The sequence below is a fragment of the Paenarthrobacter sp. NPDC089988 genome, from assembly GCF_044748465.1.
In the GTDB taxonomy this organism is placed as follows: Bacteria; Actinomycetota; Actinomycetes; order Actinomycetales; family Micrococcaceae; genus Arthrobacter.
In genome coordinates this window covers 20,378-42,312 of record NZ_JBIVGD010000028.1, presented here as the reverse complement: position 1 = coordinate 42,312, position 21,935 = coordinate 20,378, and the positions used below count along the sequence as shown (strand labels likewise).

Sequence of the window (21,935 nt, the reverse complement as noted above, 5' to 3'; positions counted from 1 at the left end):
AACAATGGAAAATCACCACCAACAACGGCATCCCCTGGTTCACCCCACCACCACACATCGACCCCACCCAAACACCCCGACGAAACCACCACCACCGCACCTAGAGAAGGGGACGCGGGGTCTATCCATGGCGCCGGGCCAACTGACGGTTCCCACCCTTTCCGCGTGCACACGCGCCACTACCGCGACAACAAACGCAAGGCCAACAAACTCAAGAAGCGCCCGTCGGCGAGTAATCGCCGTCGGACGCTTCCTGAATCGACCACCTACGGCGTAAACAACGCCGAGAAAAAGGCCTCTACTTGCACAAAAGGAATGGAGCAGACATCAACACGAGCTCAATCCCTACCGCGAATTTGGCCAGCCCGTGTATGACTCCGCCAAGTAGGCCTTCGCATGCTCCGACGAGACCACGGAGTGCAATTCGCCGAGCTGACGGGCCCGGTCGAAGTCGTCGGCGCCGGGGACCGTGTGCAGCATGGAGGTCATCCAGTAGGAGAAGTGCTGGGCCTTCCAGACCCTGTCCAGAGCACGGTCGCTGTAGGAGTCCAGCAACAGGGTGGAACCGGTGGAGTAGAAGGAGTCGAGCCCCTCAACGAGCACCTTGACGTCGTGAATGGCGAGGTTGAGCCCCTTGGCACCCGTCGGCGGGACGGTGTGCGCGGCATCGCCGGCCAGGAAGAGGTTGCCGTGGCGCATCGGAGTGTGCACGAAGCTTCGGAACGGCAACACCATCTTCTCCAGGACCGGCCCCTCCTTGAGTTCGAAACCGTTGCCGTTGACGCGCTTGCGGAACTCGGACCAGATGCGCTCGTCGTCCCACTCGCTCACGTTTTCCTTGGGATCACACTGGAAGTACATCCGCTGGACGGTTTCGGTCCGCTGCGAGATGAGGGCGAAGCCGTGCTCGGAGTTGGCGTAGATGAGCTCGTCGGCGCTGTGGGGTGCTTCGGCGAGGATCCCGAACCAGGCAAAGGGGTACTCGTGGAAGAACCACTTCCGGTTGGCTTCGGGGATCTGGAAGCGGCAGTGGCTGCGTGATCCGTCGGCACCGACCAGGAAGTCGGCGGTGATCTCGAACTCCTGGCCGTCGGCGTCGGTGAACCAGACTTTGGGCTTGCCCTCGAGGTCGTGGACAGTGGTGTCGGTGACGCTGTAGCGAACGTCGCCGCCGTCGGCTTCGCGTCGCGCGGCAAGATCCATGAAGACGTCGGTCTGGGGGTAAAGCCACACGGACTCACCAACGAGTTCCTTGAAGTTGATGCGGTGGCTTTCCCCGTTGAAGCGCAGCTCGATGCCGTCGTGGCGGTCGCCTTCACGCAGCACACGGTCGGACACACCTGAGTCCACCAGCAGGTTTACGGTGCCGTGTTCCAGGATTCCGGCGCGGACCGTTTCCTGGATGGTCTGGCGGCTTCGGATCTCAACCACCACGGATTCGATGCCCTGCTTCGCGAGCAGGTGGGACAACATGAGTCCGGCGGGACCGGCGCCCATGATGGCTACCTGGGTGGTGATGGGTGTGCGTGCCATGGTTTTCCTCGCTTCGTTGCGGTCCCGCGGGGTCGGGATGAGCCTCGACCCAGTGTGGCCCGCAGCATGTGTCTGGCGTTACACGGATTCCATTCAACGGAAGGTGGAATTCACTCCGACAGCTGACGACCGATCCCCCTCGCGGCGGTCTGGAGCGCAGGAACCAGCGCCTGAAGCCGCATCTCGGCAAGCGGAACCACTACGCCAAGCGCGGCAACGGTGCGCCTCTTGGCGTTGCTCACCGGAACGGCGATGCCCCAAGTATCCGGATCCACCACGCCGGCAAGTTGCGCGTAGCCGTGCTGCGCGGACTCAGCCAGGAGGTGGCGCACGACGTCGGCACTCACTTTCCCGGCCGGGTCACGGAACTGCTTGAGGTACTCCGCCTGCAGCTCGCGCGGCTGATGCGACATGAGGGCGATCCCGGCCGAAGAAATGTGGACCGGCATGCGCCCGGCAATTTGGGCTCGGTTGGCCACCGATCCGCGACGCGAAAGCCGTTCCACGAACAGGGCTTCCCAGCCGTCGAGCACCGCCAGGTTGACGTTCTGGTTGAGGACTTGCTGGATGTCCTCCATGAAAGGCATGGCCGCCTGCCGGAGTGCCAACGTGGGTGAGTTCCGGTTAACAAGCTCCCATAACCGGAGGCCCAGTCTGACAGCGCCACCGGCTCCGAGGTCCAGCAAGCCGTGCTCCGCGAGTTGGCGAACCAACCGGTGGGCCGAGGAAAGCGGCAAACCGGCCCGCTCGGACAGCTCCGTCAATTGGAGGGAGGTCACGCCGGCAGGGAACGCCTCAATCAGTCTTACGACGCGGTCCACCACCGAATCACCGGACGCCGAATTGGCCATCATGAGCTCCTCTGCCGCGACGGCACCAAGCCGACGCTTCCATTCAATGGTAGAACGTGTGCCCGGTTATAAAACGCGGTGATACAACTCTCATATCCGACCGATCGTTCTGGTGGTCGGACTCCATCGAAGAAGTACCGAGGACGCTATGCCAACGATGTCATCTTCCCAACGCTCCCAATGGCCCGTCTGGCTTTGCTGGTTGGCCATGGTCCTGGACGGTTTCGACCTTGTGGTCCTTGGAACCGTCATCCCCACTCTCATCAAAACCGGTGAACTCGGTTTCGACGCGGTTGGAGCTACGTTCGCGGCAACGATCTCTCTGGTTGGCGTAGGGCTCGGCGCACTGTTCATCGCACCGCTTTCGGACAAGCTCGGCCGCCGCAAGCTGCTCATCGCCTGCGTGGCAGGGTTCTCGATCTTCACCATCGCCGTGGCCTTCGCACCCAACGTGGCCGTCTTCTCGGCCTTCCGGCTGGTGGCCGGACTGGGGCTCGGCGCATGCCTGCCCGCTGCATTGGCCTACATGAACGACTACGCACCGGCAGGTTCGGCGGGTAAGTCCACCACCCGGACCATGACCGGTTACCACGTGGGCGCCGTCGCCACTTCGTCGTTGGCCCTCCTGATCATCCCCAACTGGCGGCTGATGTTCATCATCGGAGGCGTGGCCGGACTGGTGCTCCTGCCCTTCCTGTGGGCCAAGCTCCCGGAATCCCTGCCCGAGGCCGCTTCAGCGAAGGAAGCAGCCCCGGCGAAGGCGGGCGGAACATCGGCGCCAGCGCCCGCCGTCGTACCTTCAACCGCAGCAGGCACATCGGAGGCCGCCCCGAAAGCCGGTTTCCGGGACCTGCTCCGGAAGCCGTACCCGCTGGTGGCCGTGGGAATCGGCGTCGCGTCGTTCATGGGACTGCTGTTGGTGTACGGGCTGAACACGTGGCTTCCGCAGATCATGGCGGCGGCCGGCTATACGGTGAGCACCGGGTTGACGCTGCTGCTGGTCCTCAACGTTGGAGCGGTGGCCGGGCTGGTGCTTGCGGGCATCCTGGCCGACAGGCACGGCACCAAGAAGATCGTGCTGCTGTGGTTCGGGTTGTCCGCCGTGTTCCTTGCCCTGCTCAGTGTGAAGATCCAGAGTGAGTTCCTGCTCAATGCAGCAGTCTTCGTGACCGGCATCTTCGTCTTCAGCTCGCAGGTCCTGGTGTACGCCTGGGTCAGCCAACTCTTCCCGCCAAACCTCCGCGGAACCGCCTTGGGATTTGCCGCCGGCGTGGGCCGACTTGGTGCGATCCTTGGACCCGCGGTGACGGGAACCCTGGTGGCAGCGAACATCGTGTACCCGGCCGGCTTTTACGTCTTCGCCGCTGCCGGGGTGCTGGCCGTCGCGGCGTTGACGGTAGTGCCACACAAAATCCGGACCGCGAAAACAACCGTGCCGGCGGGAGAACGGTAACCGCCGGCACGGAGATTTACAGGCCCCGCGAACCGATTCCCAGAGAGGTTCACGGGGCCTGTGGCTTCAGTAGTCGCAATCCAGGGCTTGCCGGCTGAGGGTTTCCCGTGCCCGTCCCAGCAACTGTGGCCGGGCGGCGACGCAGCGCTCGGTGTACTGCTGGAGCGTCGGGAGGGCCTGGACGGCGAAGTCGATGTGGTCTTCGCGGATCATGTACTCCATTGCCCGGCACTGGTTTTCCGTTTCGCGGGCTCCCACCATCGCCGAGGAGATCTTGAGGCTGAGGACCGCTTCCATGCTGGCATCAAGGTCGTTCTCGCACAGCCCGCGGGAAATCCGGAGAATCCGGTTGGGGAGCATCGTCAGGTAGGTGGCAAGCAGGCGCAGCACCGGCTTGGAATCACCCAGTTCGTTGGCGAGGGCCTGCAGGGTGCGGACTTCCAAGGAAGGAATCTCGAAAGCGGGAACTTCCTGGGCCTCGACGTCTGCGGGCAAGTTCCCGGGGAGCGGGACGCTACGGTCCTGGTTCTCACTCACCGCTGGCCGCCTGCACTGCTGCGGTTTCCTCGGTTGAGGCCTTGGCAGGTTCCTTGGTCCAGATGGAGGCGAGCATACCGATGACCAGGATGGCCGGAGCCCCGTACATCAGGATGTTCAGGACGATCGGTTCGCGCAGTGCACGGATCGCGTTACCGACGTAGGGGATAGTGGCGACGTGTTTGTCCACGGTTTGGCCCTGCAGGGTGGCGATCCAGGGGTCGATGCCGTTGTTCGCGTCGCCCTTGGTCTGCACTGCCACGCCGCCATCGGCGGTGGTGGTGATCTCGGTGATGCGGTGGGTTTCCACGCGCTGGTCTTCGACCGGGATGTGGTAGGTGATGATGTCGCCTACCTTGATGTCGGTGATCGGTGTGGGGACGGTCACGACGACGTCGCCGGGGTTGATCAGCGGGGACATGGAACCGGTGAGCATGGTGGAGGTCTGGTAGCCGAGGATGCGCGGCCCGATCGCGAGGAACACGAAGACCAGGGCAGCGAGGACCAGCATCACGGCGCCGATGACCTTGAAGGTCTTGCCGGCGATGCGGCGGAACGCACCCTGTGCGGCGGCAGCGTGAGTGGAAACCACGACGGCGGCTGCCGGGGTTGTGGTGACCGCTGCGGGCTGCTTCACAGCGGTGGTCGTGGGGGTGCCGGGCTGCGCCGGCTTGGCGGCACGCACCCGCTTCGCGGGCTGCGCCGGCTTCGCTGGCTGGGCCGGCTTGGCGGCGGAACGCCGGCCATGGAGGGCGGGGGTGTTGATGCTGGTCAGTGCGCTCATGATCCTGGCGTTCCTTCCGCGGTGTTGGTCATCGTCTGATTAAGAGTTTGGGGTGCCCGGCTCAGGCTTTCCTGCTGGAAATCCTCAAGTCTGGCTCAGGATTATCCGGCGGGCCTGATCGGGAAGGGGGGATGCCTGACCAGGCCCGGCGGGGTCTTGGATCCGCGGCGAATCGATGGCCGGGGAATGCCGGCGCCCGACGGACTTTGCGCTGGGCGGCGGGGGGTTGAAGATATCGACGGGCCTGATCGGGCTGGGGTGGTGAATCCGACCAGGCCCGGCGGGGCCTCTATGTGCCGGGTCATCCCGGCGGTTCACGGAACCGGTGGCCCGGTTCACGGAACCGGTGGCCCGGTTCACGGAACCGGTGGCCCGGTTCATGGAACCGGAGGCCCGGCCGGAAGGGCAAACAGGCCGGACCTCCGGGGCGTGAAGCCCGAAACCGCCCTGGTTACTTGGTGGTTTCGGTGCGTTGGGTGCCGGTGAAGGAGAAGGCGATGGTGGAGGTGGCGCCTTGGAAGGTGTTGTCCGCGGTGGTGGGGAACGCGGTGGTGACCTTGAGGTTGTCGGTTTTGGCCGAGGTCAGGGAGGTCAGGTTGTTCAAGACCTTGTTCGCGCCGATCACCGGGGCCGAGGCCAGCACGGTGGTTTTGGTCCCTGCGCAGGTGTAGGGGGCGGCGGACCCGGTCCAGGGAACGGAGCAGTTTTCGATGGTCAGCTGCAAACCGTTGGTGGTGTCGGTGGTCAACAGGGAGGCGGTGGCACCGGCGGAGGTGGTGAGGGTGACGTTGTTCAGGTCCGAGTTGCCGGTGTTGGCCAGGGTGACGAGTTTTTCGACCTTGTCACCGGGCAGCAGGCCTGCGACCGGGACGTTCAGGGTGTTCGATGCTCCGGTGCCCAGGGCGATGGTGACGGTCCCGGCGGTGACGGCCTGGGAAGCGGAGGTGGAGGAGGTGAACGCGCCGTAGGTGCCCATGCCGGCGACGGCGGCTGCGGTGCCGACCAGGGCGACGGAGGCGAGGATCTTGCCGGAGGTGGTCTTGAGGCTGATGGCCATCTGAATCAGTGTCCTTTCAAAGGTGGCCACCGTTTCCCCGGACGGCCGTTCTCTTGTTTCCAGCCTTTCCGGCTGACAAGAAATACTTTGACGGCCCCACCTCAAGAACCCATCCTGCAATCCATCAACTGTTCCTCAGGAAACCCTCAAGAGTTTCAAGGCCTCTACCGCATACCTGAAGTCATGCCGGAAGCCAGTGTCCACAGGAAAGATGAACTCAGTGCGGCAGGAGTTCCAGCACCGGAAGGACCACCGCCGTCGAAATGGCCATGGCCGCAGTGTTGCCGATCACCGGATGGAAACCGGAAGGCAGCCAAGATGCGATCAGACGGGCAAGAGGTGGTGCCAGCAGTGCGCCCAGGAAGGCGCCGCCAATGATTGCAGCCCAGGATCCGTTGAAGGCAAGAACCGCGGCCGGGGCCACCGAAACCACGGGAGCGTAGGTTGCCGCCCACCCGTCATTACGGAACCAGCCCCGCCACAGCACCACGCCCACCGCCGACGCAATGGCCTGGGCACACAGGATATGAGGCACCAGGTTTGAGCCATAGGCAGGAAGTGCGGGGTTCAGCACGAACGCGGCAGCCACCCCCAGGATCACACCGATGCCCGCCACCTCGTTCGCGAGGAAGAACGTTTCCGTGAAGTCCTTGAGGACCCGCCGCGCCGCCCAGAGGGCCTCGTTTCGGAAAGACAGGCACGACGTCGGCGGGCCAGGTTTCGCTGCGGCCTCCAGTGTCCCGCCTGCCGGCAAAGGGTCGCCGCTGGCCAACAACCCCGGCGTTTTCCCCACCTCGCGGGCCGCAATCTGCGTGGTCCCCACCAGCCCGGGCATTCGCAGGATGACCAGGAACGACACCGCTGTCCCGATAGACATCGCTGCGACGTTGGCCACTGAGGACGGCAACCCCAGAGGATCCGACAACAGTGGAACCAAGAGCACCGCCAGGGGTGTGGTGGTGGCAGCTCCGAGCACCGCCCCCGTCAGGCACGTCTTCCATCCGGGACCGTGAACCAGAACCACGGCGGGCGCGACGCAAACAAAGGGGACGAACGTCGGCTGCCACCCGCCGTCGAGCATCCAACCGAAAGCTGCGTTGGAGATCAGGAGACTGAGAGCCGCGGATGCCATAACCCACGGCCACAGCCCGGTGCCGTAGCTCAGATCGCCTGCCCAACGGCAACGACGACGGCCGGCCCACCACGCGATCAAGGCGCCCACAAGGAGCCCGGTCGCGGCGAGCTCGGATTTGTAGAACAACGGTTCGGTCATGTCGCCCACAAGCCACCGCAGGGCGGTCAAGGGCGATTGGTCCACGGCTTCCGCCCACCCTGAAAAGACCGGACCGATCCGCGGCGATTGCGGAGCGGTCAGATGGAGCAGGGCGGCGAAACCGACGATCACTGCGGCAATGCCAACGGCGCCAAGGGCGGTCCCTGCAATGGTCCGGCTGGCACCCGGATTCGCGTCGGGACGAGCGGGAGTGGCGGCTGCTGGGATGAGGGTCATGGATGGTCCTGGCGTCCGAAGAGGCGGTGTTAAGGTGCAGCGTAACCGTGCTTCGAACGTGGCCCACAATGCGGGCCGAACCGTCGGATTATGACCGGAATGCGAGAGGGCCCCGGCCCGGCTGTCAGCAAGTCACAACCGGGCCGGGGCCCTCAACGTTTCAGGCGGTCAGGCCTTCTTGCGCGTCAGCAGTCCCCAGATGATCAGGACGATCAGGGAGCCGCCAATGGCCAGCAGCCACGTGGAGAGGGACCAGAACTGGTTGATGCCCACGTTGAAGAGTGCACTTCCGATCCAGCCGCCCAGGATTGCGCCCACCACTCCGAGGAGCAGGGTCGCCAGCAGTCCGCCGCCCTGCTTGCCCGGCTTGATGGCCTTGGCGATAGCACCGGCGATGAGGCCCAAAATGATCCATCCAAAGAATCCCATTCTTCTTCTTTCTCTCGTGCGGTGGTCCTTGGCTACGCCGTTCGGCGCTTACCAGGAACCGTCATTTATGCCCGCCAGCGAAGTCGCCGGAACATACCGACGACCTGTCTGGCTGACGGCCTGCCGGCAGGATCGGGGTCTGTCATGGCGTGCAACACCATGGACCAGCGCCGCCGGACCGTGCCGGGAACCCGTGGTTCGCTCAATGTCCTTGCCACCATGGACTCAAGCGGAGGCCCTGGAAACGCCTTGGTGCCGGTGAGGCACTCAAGGGTCACCAATCCCAGGGCGTAGATGTCACTTGCCGGGGTAGGCGTTTCACCCTGGACAGCTTCGGGGCTCATGTAGTGCGGCGTCCCCGAAGACGAACTGCGCGGTGCGTGGCCCGGGCTGATGGCAATGCCGAAGTCGGTCAGCATTGCCCGCCCGGCATCTGCCACACTCGGGACCAGGATGTTCCCGGGCTTGATGTCGTTGTGTACGACGCCGCGACGATGGATGTAGGCGAGCGCCTTGGCAACATCGCCCATCCAGGCGGCGGTCTGGAGTGGTCCGGCGGGAGCCTCGCGCAGGACGGCCCGCAGGTCCCTGCCGTCCACCAGGTCCATGACCACGAAGTCCCGGACCTGCCCTTCGACGGTCAGCTCGCCCGAATCCCGCAGCCGGACGATGTTCCGATGCCGCAGGCGCCGGTGGATATCCAATTCCTGTTGGAAAGCCGTGGACGTGCCGGGCTGCGGGTCAAGGGTTTCGGTCCCGCGGAAGATCTTGGCCGCGCGCAACGTTCCTGTCCGCTCGTCCCATGCCTGGTGCACTTGTGCTTCCGATCCGCCGCCGAGCCAACGCCCCAGCCGGTATCGCCCGCCCAGCAGCAGGCTGTGGCCTCCGCTTGCAGCCGCCGTTTCCGAGCCCATCGCTTCCTGATGCAGGCTCGACGGCGGTGTTCCCGGCCCCGTGGGGCCGACTGGTGTGACGAGGGAAGTCACTGAAGAAGAGCTTCCACGTCAGCGGGGACAACTCCGACTGCGCGGGCCAACGCTTCGCGCTCAAGTCCGCTGTCAACAGCTTTCTTGAAGGCCAGTTGGAAGGTGTTCCGTGCAATGGCCAGTTCGTGTTCCAGGCTCTGCCAACGCTGGGCCGCTACCCAGACGCTGCTGACGGGATCCGTGGCATCGATGTCCATCCGGAATCCGCAACCGCAGGCCCATTCCGGCCAAATCGGCTCAACCGAGGTCCACTGCATTGAGGCACTGCCCGGCCCGGAAGAGATCGCCATGCTGGAGCCACAGTGCGTGGGTCCGGCGAGGACGGACACGTCCTGGCACACCTCACCGTGGTGCACGTGCTCCGTTCCGTGAAGCGGCTCATCCGCGGGAGCGGGCTCCCTCACTATGACAGTCATTGTCTCTCCACACCTTGGTAAGTAGCTTGACTATCTAGTTATATGTGTACTTATCAATTATGTCCAGTTGGGCTTTCGTCAGGTTCCACCTGATCAATCACCTCGCGGATGCGCCGCAGGAAGTCCATTACCACCAAAGCTTCGCCGCGGCTCAGGGAAGCGGCAACATCCAGCATCCGCCGATGCATTCCGCTGAGGGTGTTGCGAACTTCGAGGTCGGAGCCCTTCGTTGGCCGCAGCACCAGGGCGCGCCGGTCAGTGGGGTGGGGTTCGCGGACGACATAGCCGGACCTGACCAATCGATCCACCAGGGTGGTCATCGACGCGGAGGTAATACCCAAGCGGGCACCGAGCTCCTTCGGCCCCACATCCCTGCCGGCACGCTCGTTTTCAAGCAGGTAGCGCAAAGCGAGCAGGTCGGTTTCACCCATGCCCATGGACGATCCAGTGCGCCGCCGCATGGCAGCCTCCGCGCTGCGATAGTCCCGCAGCGCATTCAATACTTCGACCGCGGCGGTCTCCTGCCCGTACCAATATCCTTCCCTAACGGCATTCACTGTCATGAAAAAATCCTTCGTTAGACGAGTAACACGATTGTCTAAGTTCTTTCATCTTAGCGAAGGGTGCGGAGTCGGCAACCTTGCTCGACCGAGGCGGGCAGGCCGCCGTCGTGCATCTGGTGGGACGCGCCTTACAGAAAGGCAGCGCACCTGCCGGGCCACGCCCCGGAGACAGCCCGCGCATTGACCGCGCCGCCTATTCGCCGGCCCGAACACTATTCGCCGGCCCGGCGCTTGGGAGGGTCCGGCATTGAACAGGAGGGCGGGTCAGGCCCGGCGCGCGCGACGCCACACGGCAGGCGTCACCACCACCGCGACGCCGACGGCGGCACCGATCACCGTCTCGACGATGCGGTCGCGCAGCAGCAACCCGGGATCGACGGGAGCCGCGAGCAACGTAGCGAACAGGGCCAAGGGCGTCACGAAGACCTGCGCCACGAGGTACTGCCGCGCAATGAAGAGCTCGGCGCCGAACTGGCACGCAGCGATCACCAACACCATTGCCCACGGCGCAGGATTGAGCCACAAGATACCGGCCAGCAAAACCAGGCCGATCACAGTGCCCGCGATTCTTTGGATGCCACGGCTGACGCGGTGCCTGGTGGAATGGCCCACGAGCGGAACCACTGCAGCCACCATGGCCCAGTAGGTGTGTCCGAACCCGAGCCGTTCACCAACCAGCGTCGCGATGGTTCCTGCAAGGCCCGCGGCCACAAGGTAGCCGGCGCCCTCGAGCCAGAACGCGCGCCTTTCGAGCGGCGTGTGCCGGATGCGCGGCGGTCGCTTCCACGGCGTGCGGTGGCTCTTGACTACGCGGGCCGACATCCCGATCAGCAAGCACAGGACCGTGGTCAGCACGGAAACGAGCATCGCTTCCCACAGCGGCGGCTGGGAGGCAATGGACGCAATCGCGGCGAAGGCGAAGATATGAAAGAGCGAGCCGCCCGGACGCAGGCGCCACGCCGCAACAACCACGGAACACAGGCCGGCAACCAGCGTGGTCGCGGCCGTGAGGAGCCAGGAATAAGCGGCTCCGTCGATCCCGAGCGACTGCGCCACCCGCGCCGTCAACGTTGCCAGGAGGATCACCAAGAGCATGAAGCCGCCTGCCCGGAGCTGGCTGCGGAAGCGGAGGCTGTGAGGCTCGTTGCGGCCGTAAATTCCTGTAAACGCGCCGAACGAGGCAAACACCGCAAGGTCCAGGCGGCCCATGAGCAACAACGTAATCAGTGGAACGAACACACCAACAGCGCAGCGGATGGCCGGGTGATGGTCCTTGTTTCCGGGACCCATCGTGAACATTTCCGCTACAGCCTTCAAGGGGCGGCTCGCCTTTCGTCGCAGGATCAAACGCACGACGGCGGCGCTGGCGTCCGGTTCCAAGGTTACGCCCGGCCCCGTCGGCAGGGCCGGGATTGTGGGTGGTTAGTGCGCCTTATCACTGGCGGCTCTGGCCGCAAGGCATCTGGCTTCACCCCGCGAGCGCAAGCCCAGACCGCACGGCCCGGAGCTTGCGCACAGGTTCCGACCCTGGAAGGGCAAACCAGGTGGTCGCCTGTACACAAGCTCCGGAGTCTAGAAGCTCGTAGCGTTCGGACTGGTGAACTGTGAAGTGGAGAGGGCATTGCCCGCGATATCCGACAACCCGGACGACGGGGTGAACCTGGCCGCAGCCGCCGATTGGGCGGTTGTGTTGGGGCTTCCCGAGGAGACAGCACCCAGCGTGATGGTGATGGTCTTCGCCGTCGGGTTCCAGACCAGGACCGACGCGCTGCTGCCTGACCCCCTGAACGTCACCGAACCCGAGTTCTCGTAGTCCTTGCCAAGGGATACTGTGCCAAAACGGAAGGTGTTACAGGCACTGTTCGTGACGCTGACGCTGAGGCTGTCGGACGAATTAATGGTCACCGTCACCTGGTTGTTGCCGCTGATGGTCTGGGTAGCGGTGTCGCTTGACCACGCGCTGCAGATCTTGCTGGCATCCAAGGCTTCCGAGTACGTGACGGTGATGGTGTCGTTTTCTTCGACCTTGCCGAGGTTGCCGCCACCGTTGCCGAGTTGGATGTTCGAGACGGTTGGGGCCGTGGCATCCTTGCTGGACGTGTCCAGGCCGGGCTGGCTCGTATTTCCTGCGGCGTCGGTGGCCCGGGCGGAATACGTTATGGTGCCGTCGTTGAGAGTGCTCAGATTGAGGCCGCTTGTAGACCAACTGCCGGAGCCGTTTGCCGTGCGGGTCTGCGTCACGGTGTGTGCAGCGCCCGCGTCGGTGACGGTCAGCACAATCGTCGAGTTCGCTTCAGCCGTGCCGGTCACCGGCACATTGGAAACGTTGGAAGCTGTGATCAACGTCGGTGCATTCACTGATGGAACGTTCGGAGCCGTCGCATCCACGGTTGCACCGGTGCTGCGCAGGCTTTCGGTGCCCTGCCACAGCGAAATCAGCGGCGTCACAGCGTAGTACCACGTACCCGTGGTAGCTGTGTCCGTGCAGCTCAAGGCCGCCACCGTTCCGGTGCATGTGCCTGACCCGGCCACCTTGGTTCCCCCGGTAGCTGCGTTGTAGCGGGCAATACTGTAGCCTGTCACGGGCTTGCCGGCCGCCGTCGAACTTGCGGTCCAGGTGACCGTAACATTGCCGGCGAGTCCCACTGCGGCGACCGGCTTGGCCCCCTGGGCGACAGTGTCCGCTTTGGCACCGCCCGCATTGCTGCTGACGGTAGTCCAGAACGCGCTGGCTGCCGGCCCACCCCATGAAACCAGGAGAATTCCGAGCAAGACCACCATGACCCGGTTTCCCAGGCCCATGGTGGTCCGCGCGGAAATGCCTTTCTTGGGTAGCCGGCTCACTTCTTTACCTCCAAAGTGACGGGGACACTGAACAGGGAACCTTGGCAGGCAGATAACGAGGCTGTGCTCATGCTCGCCGCGTTGGGGAGCGTCAGAAGCACCGAGGAGTTGGCTGGGATGGTTCGTTGCTGCGGGAGCGTCGGCGTCAGTGTCACCCCCGTGGTGGTGCAGCCGGGGTGGGACGCGTCAGCGCTGACTGCCCCGTTTGGCGTCACCCCGATCACTGTGACGGCGTAGGGGTTGGAGTTCGTGGCGCGCACAATAACATCCGCGGTTCCACCGGGGATGAGGCTGTTCTGCGGGGTGTCTCCACCCAGCAGGGCGACGACAGTGACGTTCTGCAGGGTGCCGTTCGTTGCAGAACCTTTGCCCGCGCCCGTTGTTGCCCAATATGCGTAGGCAGATCCAACGCCGCCCAGGATGCACAAGGCGATCGTGGCCGCCGCCGTTCGGGCGAGCCTGCCCGAATGCGTGGGCCGGACGTGGGGAGCGCGGGTGATGTTCATGTCAGTTGCCCTGTCCCGTGCCGGAGTAGGTGAGTTGGACGGTGGCACCTTTGCAGCCGTCCTGCAGTTGAAGCGTGTCCAGCATGCTGATACGGGGCCAGCTGGTTTCCGCCACGCCAAGAGTGGACAGGGAACTGGGGCCGGGCTGGGCGGCGAGGGGGTATGTACCGGAGTACTGGGAGACGCTGTAGTCGGCAGCGCTGCAGGGGAGGCCCGCTGCCACCGCTGCCGGTGTCCGCACTACCTGGCCAATGGCGACGGACAGGTTCGTCACAGAGATGCTCTTGCGCTCAGGGTTGGTGATCTGCAGGTCCAACGGGAGGGAAACGCCGGGAGCGAGGGCTCCGGACAGGGAAGCCGTGACGCCGAACGTCCGTTTGGACTCCTTGACGTGCAACTGTGCCTTCGCCGCCTTGGACTGGACTGTCCCACTGGCCCCTGTCACCGTGAAGTCGGATTTGCCCGCAGGTGTTGTGGGCGACGTTGAGATGGTCAGGGTTGTCTTCGCTGAGCGACCGGACTCCAGAACCACTGACGCGGGCGACCAACCCGCCGTCGTTCCTGCGGGGAGTCCGGCAGCGGACATTGTCACCGTCCCGGAGAAGCGTCCTGTGGCGGATACGGAGATGTCGTACGTGACCGACTGCCCCTGATCGACGCTGCGGCTGGCAGGCGACAACGCCACAGTCAATCCCTTGGCGTCGTTGCCTGACCCGGCCTGGCCACCACCTTGTCCGTCTCCCTGCCCACCGCACGCCCCCAAGGTGATCACCACAGCCAGGACAACCAGGAGTCCCACGATTGCCGTGCGGACGCCGGCTCCGGGCCCACGGAAAAAGTTTGCGTTGAGCACTGGGAGCTGGGACATGGAGCCTCCTTCCGGACTGCGGTGCCAGGATCACGACGGGAAGAACCGGCCGGGGCCATTCCTCGAATGAGGCGGACCCCGGCCGCTGCTTACGCTAGTTGCTGGTGACGTTGACAGTAACGATGGCCGACTTGCAGGCGTCCTGGTTCACGGCGGCGTCGTCGTTGAACTTCAGCACACCGCTGCCTACGGACGTCCCGGTCGCATTTGCTGCCACGAGCGAGTTGCTGGTTACGGCCGTCACTTCGAACCAGGCCGGAAGACAGCCGGCAACGTTGGTGGTCACGTTGGCGTTGAGGGCACCAACAACAGTGCCAGTGGTGGAAGAGTTGTCCGCGGTGTAGGCCACGGCCACCTGGTTGCCGGGGGCGAGCCCACCGGCAAAGGTGGCGTGCAGCGTGACCGTTCCACCGCCGGCCGAGTTGGTGGCAGAGCCGCTGCCGGAACCGGTGGTGGTCCAGTAGGCGTAAGCCGCGCCGCCGCCTACGGCCACCAAAGCCACGCCGGCGACTGCGGCGGTGATCCGGCTCTTCTTGGAAAGTTTGCGCATGATGGGACTCCTTGGTTGATCGATGATCCGGGGAGCCGCAGTGCAACCCCCAGCATCCGGCCGTTGGGGCCGATGAAGCGATGCCCCCAATGGTTCAGCCCGCACCAATGCCCTGACTACTCTTGGGTGTACCCCACTTTTCTTCTCGAACAAGGGCTTGAAAGTACCTTCGTTCCGCAGGCGTGTACTCAGTTTTGGAAAGCCCGGCTACTTGGTTTCGTTAACCCTTTGCAACTCGACAGAGTCACGCGGATGGGGCTGGCCCGCTGTTCCATTCCGCGCCAGCACTGGGCTTCGCACCCAAAGGCGTCGATTCGGGACACGCCCTCCGCGCGCGATGGAAAGGGTACTTTGCTTTGTACTCGGTTTCTGGGGTCTGGCTCTTGCCCCGCCGGGCCCTCCCGGGGCGTGCTGCGCGAACTTTGCGCCTGTCTTGAGCAAAAACTGCGCTGAAGTTCGAACGGTCCGCGAGTGTGACTTACCCACGACGGCGGTCCGGTCGCCTTCGCGAGGTGACCAGACCGCCGTCGTACTTCTTTAGTTGTTGTTGCTCCGCGCCGGGGGGTGTCGCGGTTTTGCGGTACTTAGCAGTGGGTGGCGAGGATGGTGGAGGCTTCCTGGCGGGTGGTGCCGGAGGATTCGATGTGGGCGAGGGCTTCGGGGATGTCCCAGCCCTTTTTGCGCATCGCGGTGGCCCAGAGCCGGCCGGCCCGGTAGGAGGAGCGGACCAGGGGCCCGGACATGACGCCGAGGAAGCCGATCTCTTCGGCCTCGTGCTGGAGGTCCACGAATTCCTGGGGCTTGACCCACCGGTCCACGGGCAGGTGCCGCTCGGACGGGCGCAGGTACTGGGTGATCGTGATCAGGTCACACCCGGCAGCGTGCAGGTCCCTGAGCGCTTCGGAAATTTCTTCCCGGGTTTCGCCCATGCCCAGGATCAGGTTGGACTTGGTCACCATGCCCAGGTCCCGGCCCTGGGTGATGACATCCAGGGACCGCTCGTACCGGAACGCGGGACGGATCCGCTTGAAAATGCGGGGCACGGTCTCGACGTTGTGCGCGAACACCTCGGGCTTGGAATCGCAGATCGCTTTGATGTGTTCGGGTTTGCCGGAGAAATCCGGGATCAGCAACTCCACCCCGGTGCCGGGATTCAGTTCGTGGATCTTGCGGACCGTTTCGGCGTACAGCCACACGCCTTCGTCTTCGAGGTCATCACGGGCCACCCCGGTCACAGTCGCGTACCGCAGCTGCATGGCCTGCACGGACCGGGCCACCTTGGTGGGTTCGAACCGGTCCAGCGGGGAGGGCTTGCCGGTATCGATCTGGCAGAAATCACAGCGCCGGGTGCACTCGGACCCGCCGATCAGGAACGTCGCTTCCTTGTCCTCCCAGCACTCGAAAATGTTCGGGCACCCGGCCTCCTCACACACCGTGTGCAGGCCTTCCTTCTTCACCAGGTTCTTCAACCCCACGAACTCCGGCCCCATCTGGACCTTCGCCTTGATCCACTCAGGCTTACGCTCAACAGGGGTTTGGGCGTTGCGGGCCTCGACGCGCAGCAACTTACGGCCTTCAGGTGCGAGAGTCATGGGTTTCCTTCGTCGTGGTCTGTAGATTCGTGCCGACTGTGCGGAGTGTGAAATTCGTGCGTTGCGGGGTCCGCTCTGCGGGCTTCGCGGGGGTTTTGGGGCGCAGAGCGGGCCTCACAACGTGGCTTTCCCTGCGTTGGGGGTGGGTCAGCATTCGACGACGTTGACGGCCAGGCCGCCCATCGCGGTTTCCTTGTACTTGTGGGACATGTCCTTGCCCGTCTCACGCATGGTCACGATGACTTCATCCAGCGAGACCCGGTGCGTCCCGTCACCCCAGAGCGCCATCTTCGCCGCGTTGATCGCCTTCGCCGCAGCAATCGCGTTCCGTTCAATACACGGAATCTGCACCAACCCACCAATCGGATCACACGTGAGCCCCAGGTTATGTTCCATCGCGATCTCCGCCGCGTTCTCCACCTGAGCCGGGGAACCACCCATCACCTCAGCCAACCCCGCAGCAGCCATCGACGACGCCGACCCCACCTCACCCTGACACCCCACCTCAGCACCGGAAATCGACGCCTGCTCCTTATACAACACACCCACCGCACCGGCAGCGAGCAGGAACCTGACCACGACATCGTCCTTGTCCTGCTGGCTGGCCTTGTCCATGCCCGGGGCGTAATGCAACGCGTAATACAACACGGCAGGTATGATGCCCGCGGCACCATTCGTCGGAGCCGTCACCACCCGGCCACCGGAAGCGTTCTCCTCATTGACCGCCAACGCGATCAGATTCACCCACTCCTGCCAATACTTCGGATCGTTCCGGTCCTTGTCCTCCTTCAACAACCGCTCCAGCCAGTCAGGAGCACGACGCCGGACCCGCAACCCGCCCGGCAACACGCCTTCGCGCTTCAAACTGGTTTCGACGCAGGCCTCCATCACCGCCCAAATGTGCAGCAGGCCTTCCCGGATCTCCTCCTCGCTGCGGCTGGCACGTTCGTTGATCAGCATGATGTCGGAAATGCCGAGGCCCTTGGACTGGCACCTGCCCAGCAGCTCAGCCGCGGTCCGGAAAGGCAAGGGAAGCTCCTGCTTCGACTCATCGAGTTCGTGCTGCGCGGTGTCCTCCTGCCCCTCACGGACAATGAACCCCCCACCCACGGAGAAGAACGTCGCCTCCCTCAGAACGGCCCCCTCAGCGTCGCTCACGGCGAACTTCATCCCGTTCGTATGCCGGGGCAACACCGTCAACGGATGCAACACCATATCCTCCACCGCATACGGCAACCGGACGCCCTCGCCCGCCCCGAAACCATGAACAGCACCAGCCAGGTCCAACACACCCGTCTCAGCGATCGCCGCCAACCGCTCCTCCACCTCATCCGGCAGAATCAACTCGGGTTCGAACCCTTCCAAACCCAACAACGTCGCCGTGAACGTCCCGTGCCCCTTACCCGTCGCAGCCAACGACCCATACAAATCAACCCGCAACCCCGCCACAGCAGACAGCACCCCCGACTCAACCAACTCCCGGGCAAACACCGCCCCGGCCCGCATCGGACCCACCGTATGCGAACTCGACGGACCAATACCCACAGAAAACAAATCGAAAACACCAACAGCCATGACCGGGATCCCTTTCGGGGTTGAAGGACAAACAACGTGGGAGGCAAAACTGAATGTGGGGGCCGGGCCAAATCCCGAGCCAAGGCGGCCCAGCCCCCGTGGAGGTCCCAGTGCGAACCTCCAAACCCGGTAATGACGTGGGGCATCCGTTCCCAGCGAATGCCCCACCCGGGTAGATCAATCTGCAGCGCGTGCACTGCGGCCCTCACCATCGGCCCGCTCAGGCGACGGGCCGCTTCACCAACGGGCCGCTCGGGCGACGGCCAGCCTCACCAACGGGCCGCTCGGGCGACGGCCAGCCTCACCAACGGGCCGCCTCACCAATGGCCCGTCGTGACCGGGCTCCTCTGCGGCCTCGGTCGCTTAGGCGCCCGCTGGGCGGACGCGAAGCTCCCTTAGACGGCCGCTGCCGGACCCCGCTCCCAAAGGGGCCACTCATAGGTCACCTCCGTTTCGGGGCTCCGCTGCAGAACATGCCGTGCGCACGGCACCCTGCGCAGCAAGCCCCCGAACCGGACAGCAGGCACCCCCGGCAAGTAGACCCCCAACAACCAAACCCACAAACCGGAGAGCAAACCCACACCCAAACCAACCCCGCGCCCCAAGACACCCCCGGCAGGTAGACCCAATCCCCACAGCCAACGAACGACACCGGCTCGCACACCGCCCATCGCGCCGAAAACACTTGAGGATCCCCCAGCACCCTGACCATCCGGATCTGGCCACCCGACGCCGGCCCCTATGGGGCCGGCATCCGGAAGCGTGCGTCTAAGGGAGCGTCACGTCCGCCCAGCGGGCGTTTTCGCGACCGAGCACGCGGAGGATGTCGGCCCCATCGGGCCCCCGCAAGAGGACCTCAGGCCCGCCGGGCGAACCGAGCGACTAGCTAAGGTCAGCAACTCCCGGGTACAGCGGGTGCGCCTCAGCCAGGGCTTCGACGCGGTGACGCAGGCCCGAAAGGTCCATGCCGGCGTCGGCGATCAAGGCTTCGGCAATGATGTCCGCAACCTCGCGGAAGGCTGCTTCACCGAAACCACGCGTCGCCAAGGCAGGCGTGCCGATGCGCAGGCCGGACGTGACCATGGGCGGGCGCGGGTCGAACGGGACGGCGTTGCGGTTGACGGTGATGTCGATCGCGGCGAGGCGGTCTTCAGCCTGCTGGCCGTCGAGTTCGCAGTTGCGCAGGTCAACGAGGACCAGGTGCACGTCGGTTCCGCCGCTGACCACGGAGATACCTGCCGCTGCCACGTCGGGCTGCACCAGGCGCTCGGCCAAGATCCGGGCACCTGCCAGGACACGGGACTGGCGCTCACGGAATTCCTCCGACGCGGCGATCTTGAACGCCACGGCCTTGCCGGCAATCACGTGCTCCAGGGGTCCACCCTGCTGGCCGGGGAAGACAGCGGAGTTGATCTTCTTGGCGATCTCGGCGTCGTTGGAGAGGATGATGCCGCCTCGCGGACCGGCGAGGGTCTTGTGCGTGGTGGACGTGACAACGTGCGCGTGCGGGACCGGAGAGGGGTGCAGGCCAGCGGCGACGAGTCCGGCGAAGTGGGCCATGTCCACCATCAGGTACGCGCCAACGGAGTCGGCGATCCGGCGGAATTCGGCGAAGTCCAGCTGCCGCGCGTAAGCGGACCAGCCGGCCACAATCAATGCGGGCTTGTGCTCCTGGGCCAGGCGCTCCACCTCAGCCATGTCAACGGTGTGGGTGTCCTCGCGAACGCCGTACGGAACCACGTTGTAGAGCTTGCCGGAGAAGTTGATCCGCATGCCGTGCGTGAGGTGGCCGCCGTGGGCGAGGTTCAGGCCCATGATGGTGTCGCCCGGCTTGATCAGCGCGTGCATCACGGAGGCGTTGGCCTGGGCACCGGAGTGCGGCTGCACGTTGGCGTACTCGGCACCAAACAGGGACTTGATGCGGTCGATCGCGAGCTGTTCGATCACGTCCACGTGCTCGCAGCCACCGTAGTAGCGCTTGCCCGGGTAGCCCTCGGCGTACTTGTTGGTCAGCACGGAGCCCTGCGCCTGCATCACGGCAACCGCGGTGTGGTTCTCGGACGCGATCATTTCCAGGCCACCGCGCTGGCGGCCGAGTTCGTCGTCGATCTTTGCCGCGATCTCAGGATCCAGCTCGGAGAGCTGAGCGTCCAACGACGGTGATACCACCTGCTCGAATTCAGTTACGGATACCGGGTTCACAGTTCGCCTCCGTTGGCTGCGGCGTACTCTTCGGCGGTCATGAGCGGGCCTTCTTCGGTGGCGGCCACCTTGAACAGCCAGCCGGCACCGTAGGGGTCGTTGTTGATGAGTGCGGGATCGTCGACCACGGCGTCGTTGATCTCGGTCACTTCACCGGTGACGGGCGAGTACAGGTCGGACACGGACTTGGTGGACTCCACCTCGCCGCAAGTCTCCCCCGCGGTCACAGTGGAACCGACCTCGGGCAGGTCCACGTAGACGATGTCGCCCAGGGCATCGGCGGCCACGGCGGAGATACCGATCCCCACCGTCCCGCCACCATCCACGGCAACCCATTCGTGCTCAGCCGAGTATTTCAGCCCGGCAACAACTTTGCTCATATCAATTCCTATCGTCGTATTTGATCTCTTCATGCCCGGGACGGTTCTTCGTGCCCGATGTCCGGAAGCGGGCGTCTAAGGGAGCATCGCGTCCGCTTAGCGGGCGCTTCTGCGACCGAGCCCGCGGAGGATATCGGGCACGAAAACCCCGGCTAACCTACTTGGAACGTTTGTAGAACGGCAGCGGCACAACTTCGAATGGCTCTGCCTTGCCGCGGAGGTCCACCTCAACTACGGTGCCCACGGCGGAATGTTCGACGTCGACATACGCCAGCGCTACCGGGTAACCGAGCGTGGGGCTCGGCTGCCCTGAGGTCACCTCGCCGATCAGGGAACCGTCCTTGAGCACCGAGTAGTGTCCGCGGGCCGCACGACGACCGGCCCCCTTAAGCCCCACGAGTTTCTGCCCGATCGTGGACCCGACGCCGGCTGCCTTGATGGCGGCCAGCGCATCCTTGCCCACGAAGTCGCCTTCCTTGGCCAGGGCAACCACGGGCCCCAGCCCGGCGGCATAGGCATTGACGTGGCAGGACAGCTCGTTGCCGTAGAGCGGCATGCCGGCCTCGAGGCGCAGGGAATCGCGGGCTGCGAGGCCGGCCGGGATGAGGCCGTGGCCTTCACCGGCTTCCAGCAAGGCCTCCCAGAGGGAAGGAGCGTCCTCGTTGGACACGTAGATCTCGAAGCCGTCTTCGCCGGTGTACCCGGTGCGGGCCAGCAAGAGCTCGTCACCGGCAATGGAAACCTCGACGGCGGCGTAATACTTCAGCTCGGTGACGAGGGAGTGCTGCTCGCCAAGCACCAGGTTCAACAGGATGGCTTCGGCGTTCGGCCCCTGGACCGCGATCAGCGAAGTCGCGGCAGAGGCATCCTCAACCACAACATCGAACCCGGCCGCACGCTTCAACAGTTCCGCGGCCACAACCGCAGCATTACCCGCGTTCGGAACCACGAGGAACTTATCCACGCCTTCCTCCGGCGAGGGGCGACGGTACGTGATGAGGTCGTCGATGATCCCGCCGTCGTTGTTGCAGATCAGCGAGTACTTGGCCTTGCCGTCGGCGATCGCAGACAACTTGCCTACCAGCGCGTAGTCCAGGAAGGCGCCGGCTTCCGGCCCGGTGACCCAAACTTCGCCCATGTGCGAGAGGTCGAACAGGCCGGCGGCGTTACGGACCGCGTGGTGCTCAGCCAGCTCGGACTCGTACTTAAGGGGCATCTGCCAGCCGCCGAAGTCCGTGAAGGAAGCGCCGGCCTTTTTGTGCTGTTCGTAGAGAGCGGTGTAGTTCTCAGGCATATCGG

Annotated in this window: 21 protein-coding genes; 1 reads left to right on the top strand and 20 read right to left on the bottom strand. The window is 64.5% G+C overall.

What is annotated here, in order from left to right:
* Nucleotides 1–345 precede the first annotated feature (345 nt).
* Together ACIPV6_RS22075 and ACIPV6_RS22070 are read right to left on the bottom strand one after the other, a co-directional pair.
* Complete coding sequence (locus ACIPV6_RS22075; protein WP_400272952.1) at nt 346–1,533, bottom strand: 4-hydroxybenzoate 3-monooxygenase; 1,188 nt, start codon at nt 1,531–1,533, stop codon at nt 346–348.
* A gap of 110 nt (nt 1,534–1,643) precedes the next feature.
* A complete protein-coding gene (locus ACIPV6_RS22070) occupies nt 1,644–2,384 on the bottom strand; it encodes an IclR family transcriptional regulator (RefSeq protein WP_400272951.1) in 741 nt (246 codons plus the stop codon).
* A 148-nt stretch (nt 2,385–2,532) separates the two neighbouring features.
* Here ACIPV6_RS22070 and ACIPV6_RS22065 point away from each other — a divergent pair, with 148 nt between their 5' ends.
* Complete coding sequence (locus tag ACIPV6_RS22065) at nt 2,533–3,837, top strand: MFS transporter (RefSeq protein ID WP_400272950.1); 1,305 nt, start codon at nt 2,533–2,535, stop codon at nt 3,835–3,837.
* A 66-nt stretch (nt 3,838–3,903) separates the two neighbouring features.
* Here the strand turns inward: ACIPV6_RS22065 and ACIPV6_RS22060 are convergent, their stop codons facing one another.
* The 18 genes from ACIPV6_RS22060 to gcvT form a co-directional block, all read right to left on the bottom strand.
* Nucleotides 3,904–4,374, bottom strand: coding sequence for an Hpt domain-containing protein (locus tag ACIPV6_RS22060; RefSeq protein ID WP_400272949.1), 471 nt, complete (start codon nt 4,372–4,374; stop codon nt 3,904–3,906).
* On the bottom strand, nt 4,367–5,158 hold the full coding sequence (locus ACIPV6_RS22055; protein ID WP_400272948.1) for a signal peptidase I: 792 nt from the start codon (nt 5,156–5,158) through the stop codon (nt 4,367–4,369). Before ACIPV6_RS22055 ends, ACIPV6_RS22060 begins: the two co-directional genes overlap by 8 nt.
* A 451-nt stretch (nt 5,159–5,609) precedes the next feature.
* Nucleotides 5,610–6,215 (bottom strand): TasA family protein, encoded by a 606-nt coding sequence (locus ACIPV6_RS22050; RefSeq protein WP_400269591.1) that lies wholly within the window; start codon nt 6,213–6,215, stop codon nt 5,610–5,612.
* A 217-nt stretch (nt 6,216–6,432) separates the two neighbouring features.
* Nucleotides 6,433–7,725: a hypothetical protein gene (locus ACIPV6_RS22045; protein ID WP_400272947.1), complete on the bottom strand. Its 1,293-nt coding sequence runs from the start codon at nt 7,723–7,725 to the stop codon at nt 6,433–6,435.
* A 168-nt stretch (nt 7,726–7,893) separates the two neighbouring features.
* Nucleotides 7,894–8,154, bottom strand: a complete 261-nt coding sequence (locus ACIPV6_RS22040) for a GlsB/YeaQ/YmgE family stress response membrane protein (protein WP_400272946.1) — start codon at nt 8,152–8,154, stop codon at nt 7,894–7,896.
* Nucleotides 8,155–8,219: 65 nt separating this feature from the next.
* Entirely contained in the window at nt 8,220–9,140 is a 921-nt protein-coding gene (locus ACIPV6_RS22035; RefSeq protein WP_400272945.1) for a serine/threonine-protein kinase, read from the bottom strand.
* Nucleotides 9,137–9,556 (bottom strand): hypothetical protein, encoded by a 420-nt coding sequence (locus ACIPV6_RS22030; protein WP_400272944.1) that lies wholly within the window; start codon nt 9,554–9,556, stop codon nt 9,137–9,139. Before ACIPV6_RS22030 ends, ACIPV6_RS22035 begins: the two co-directional genes overlap by 4 nt.
* A gap of 53 nt (nt 9,557–9,609) precedes the next feature.
* Nucleotides 9,610–10,119 (bottom strand): MarR family winged helix-turn-helix transcriptional regulator, encoded by a 510-nt coding sequence (locus tag ACIPV6_RS22025; protein ID WP_400272943.1) that lies wholly within the window; start codon nt 10,117–10,119, stop codon nt 9,610–9,612.
* Between the two features lie 264 nt (nt 10,120–10,383).
* Nucleotides 10,384–11,436 carry an FUSC family protein gene (locus ACIPV6_RS22020; RefSeq protein WP_400272942.1) on the bottom strand — a complete coding sequence of 351 codons (1,053 nt, stop codon included), beginning with the start codon at nt 11,434–11,436 and terminating at the stop codon, nt 10,384–10,386.
* Between the two features lie 255 nt (nt 11,437–11,691).
* Complete coding sequence (locus ACIPV6_RS22015; RefSeq protein ID WP_400272941.1) at nt 11,692–12,963, bottom strand: Ig-like domain-containing protein; 1,272 nt, start codon at nt 12,961–12,963, stop codon at nt 11,692–11,694.
* Complete coding sequence (locus ACIPV6_RS22010; protein ID WP_400272940.1) at nt 12,960–13,469, bottom strand: hypothetical protein; 510 nt, start codon at nt 13,467–13,469, stop codon at nt 12,960–12,962. Before ACIPV6_RS22010 ends, ACIPV6_RS22015 begins: the two co-directional genes overlap by 4 nt.
* Before the next feature lies 1 nt (nt 13,470).
* Entirely contained in the window at nt 13,471–14,337 is an 867-nt protein-coding gene (locus ACIPV6_RS22005; protein ID WP_400272939.1) for a hypothetical protein, read from the bottom strand.
* A 94-nt stretch (nt 14,338–14,431) separates the two neighbouring features.
* Nucleotides 14,432–14,887 (bottom strand): hypothetical protein, encoded by a 456-nt coding sequence (locus ACIPV6_RS22000; protein WP_400272938.1) that lies wholly within the window; start codon nt 14,885–14,887, stop codon nt 14,432–14,434.
* Nucleotides 14,888–15,471: 584 nt separating this feature from the next.
* A complete protein-coding gene (gene lipA / locus ACIPV6_RS21995) occupies nt 15,472–16,479 on the bottom strand; it encodes a lipoyl synthase (protein WP_400272937.1) in 1,008 nt (335 codons plus the stop codon).
* Between the two features lie 147 nt (nt 16,480–16,626).
* Complete coding sequence (locus tag ACIPV6_RS21990; protein ID WP_400272936.1) at nt 16,627–18,054, bottom strand: L-serine ammonia-lyase; 1,428 nt, start codon at nt 18,052–18,054, stop codon at nt 16,627–16,629.
* 882 nt (nt 18,055–18,936) lie between these two features.
* Nucleotides 18,937–20,256, bottom strand: coding sequence for a serine hydroxymethyltransferase (gene glyA / locus ACIPV6_RS21985; RefSeq protein WP_400272935.1), 1,320 nt, complete (start codon nt 20,254–20,256; stop codon nt 18,937–18,939).
* Entirely contained in the window at nt 20,253–20,636 is a 384-nt protein-coding gene (gcvH, locus tag ACIPV6_RS21980; RefSeq protein ID WP_400272934.1) for a glycine cleavage system protein GcvH, read from the bottom strand. Before gcvH ends, glyA begins: the two co-directional genes overlap by 4 nt.
* Nucleotides 20,637–20,793: 157 nt before the next feature.
* Entirely contained in the window at nt 20,794–21,930 is a 1,137-nt protein-coding gene (gcvT, locus tag ACIPV6_RS21975; protein WP_400272933.1) for a glycine cleavage system aminomethyltransferase GcvT, read from the bottom strand.
* Nucleotides 21,931–21,935 lie beyond the last annotated feature (5 nt).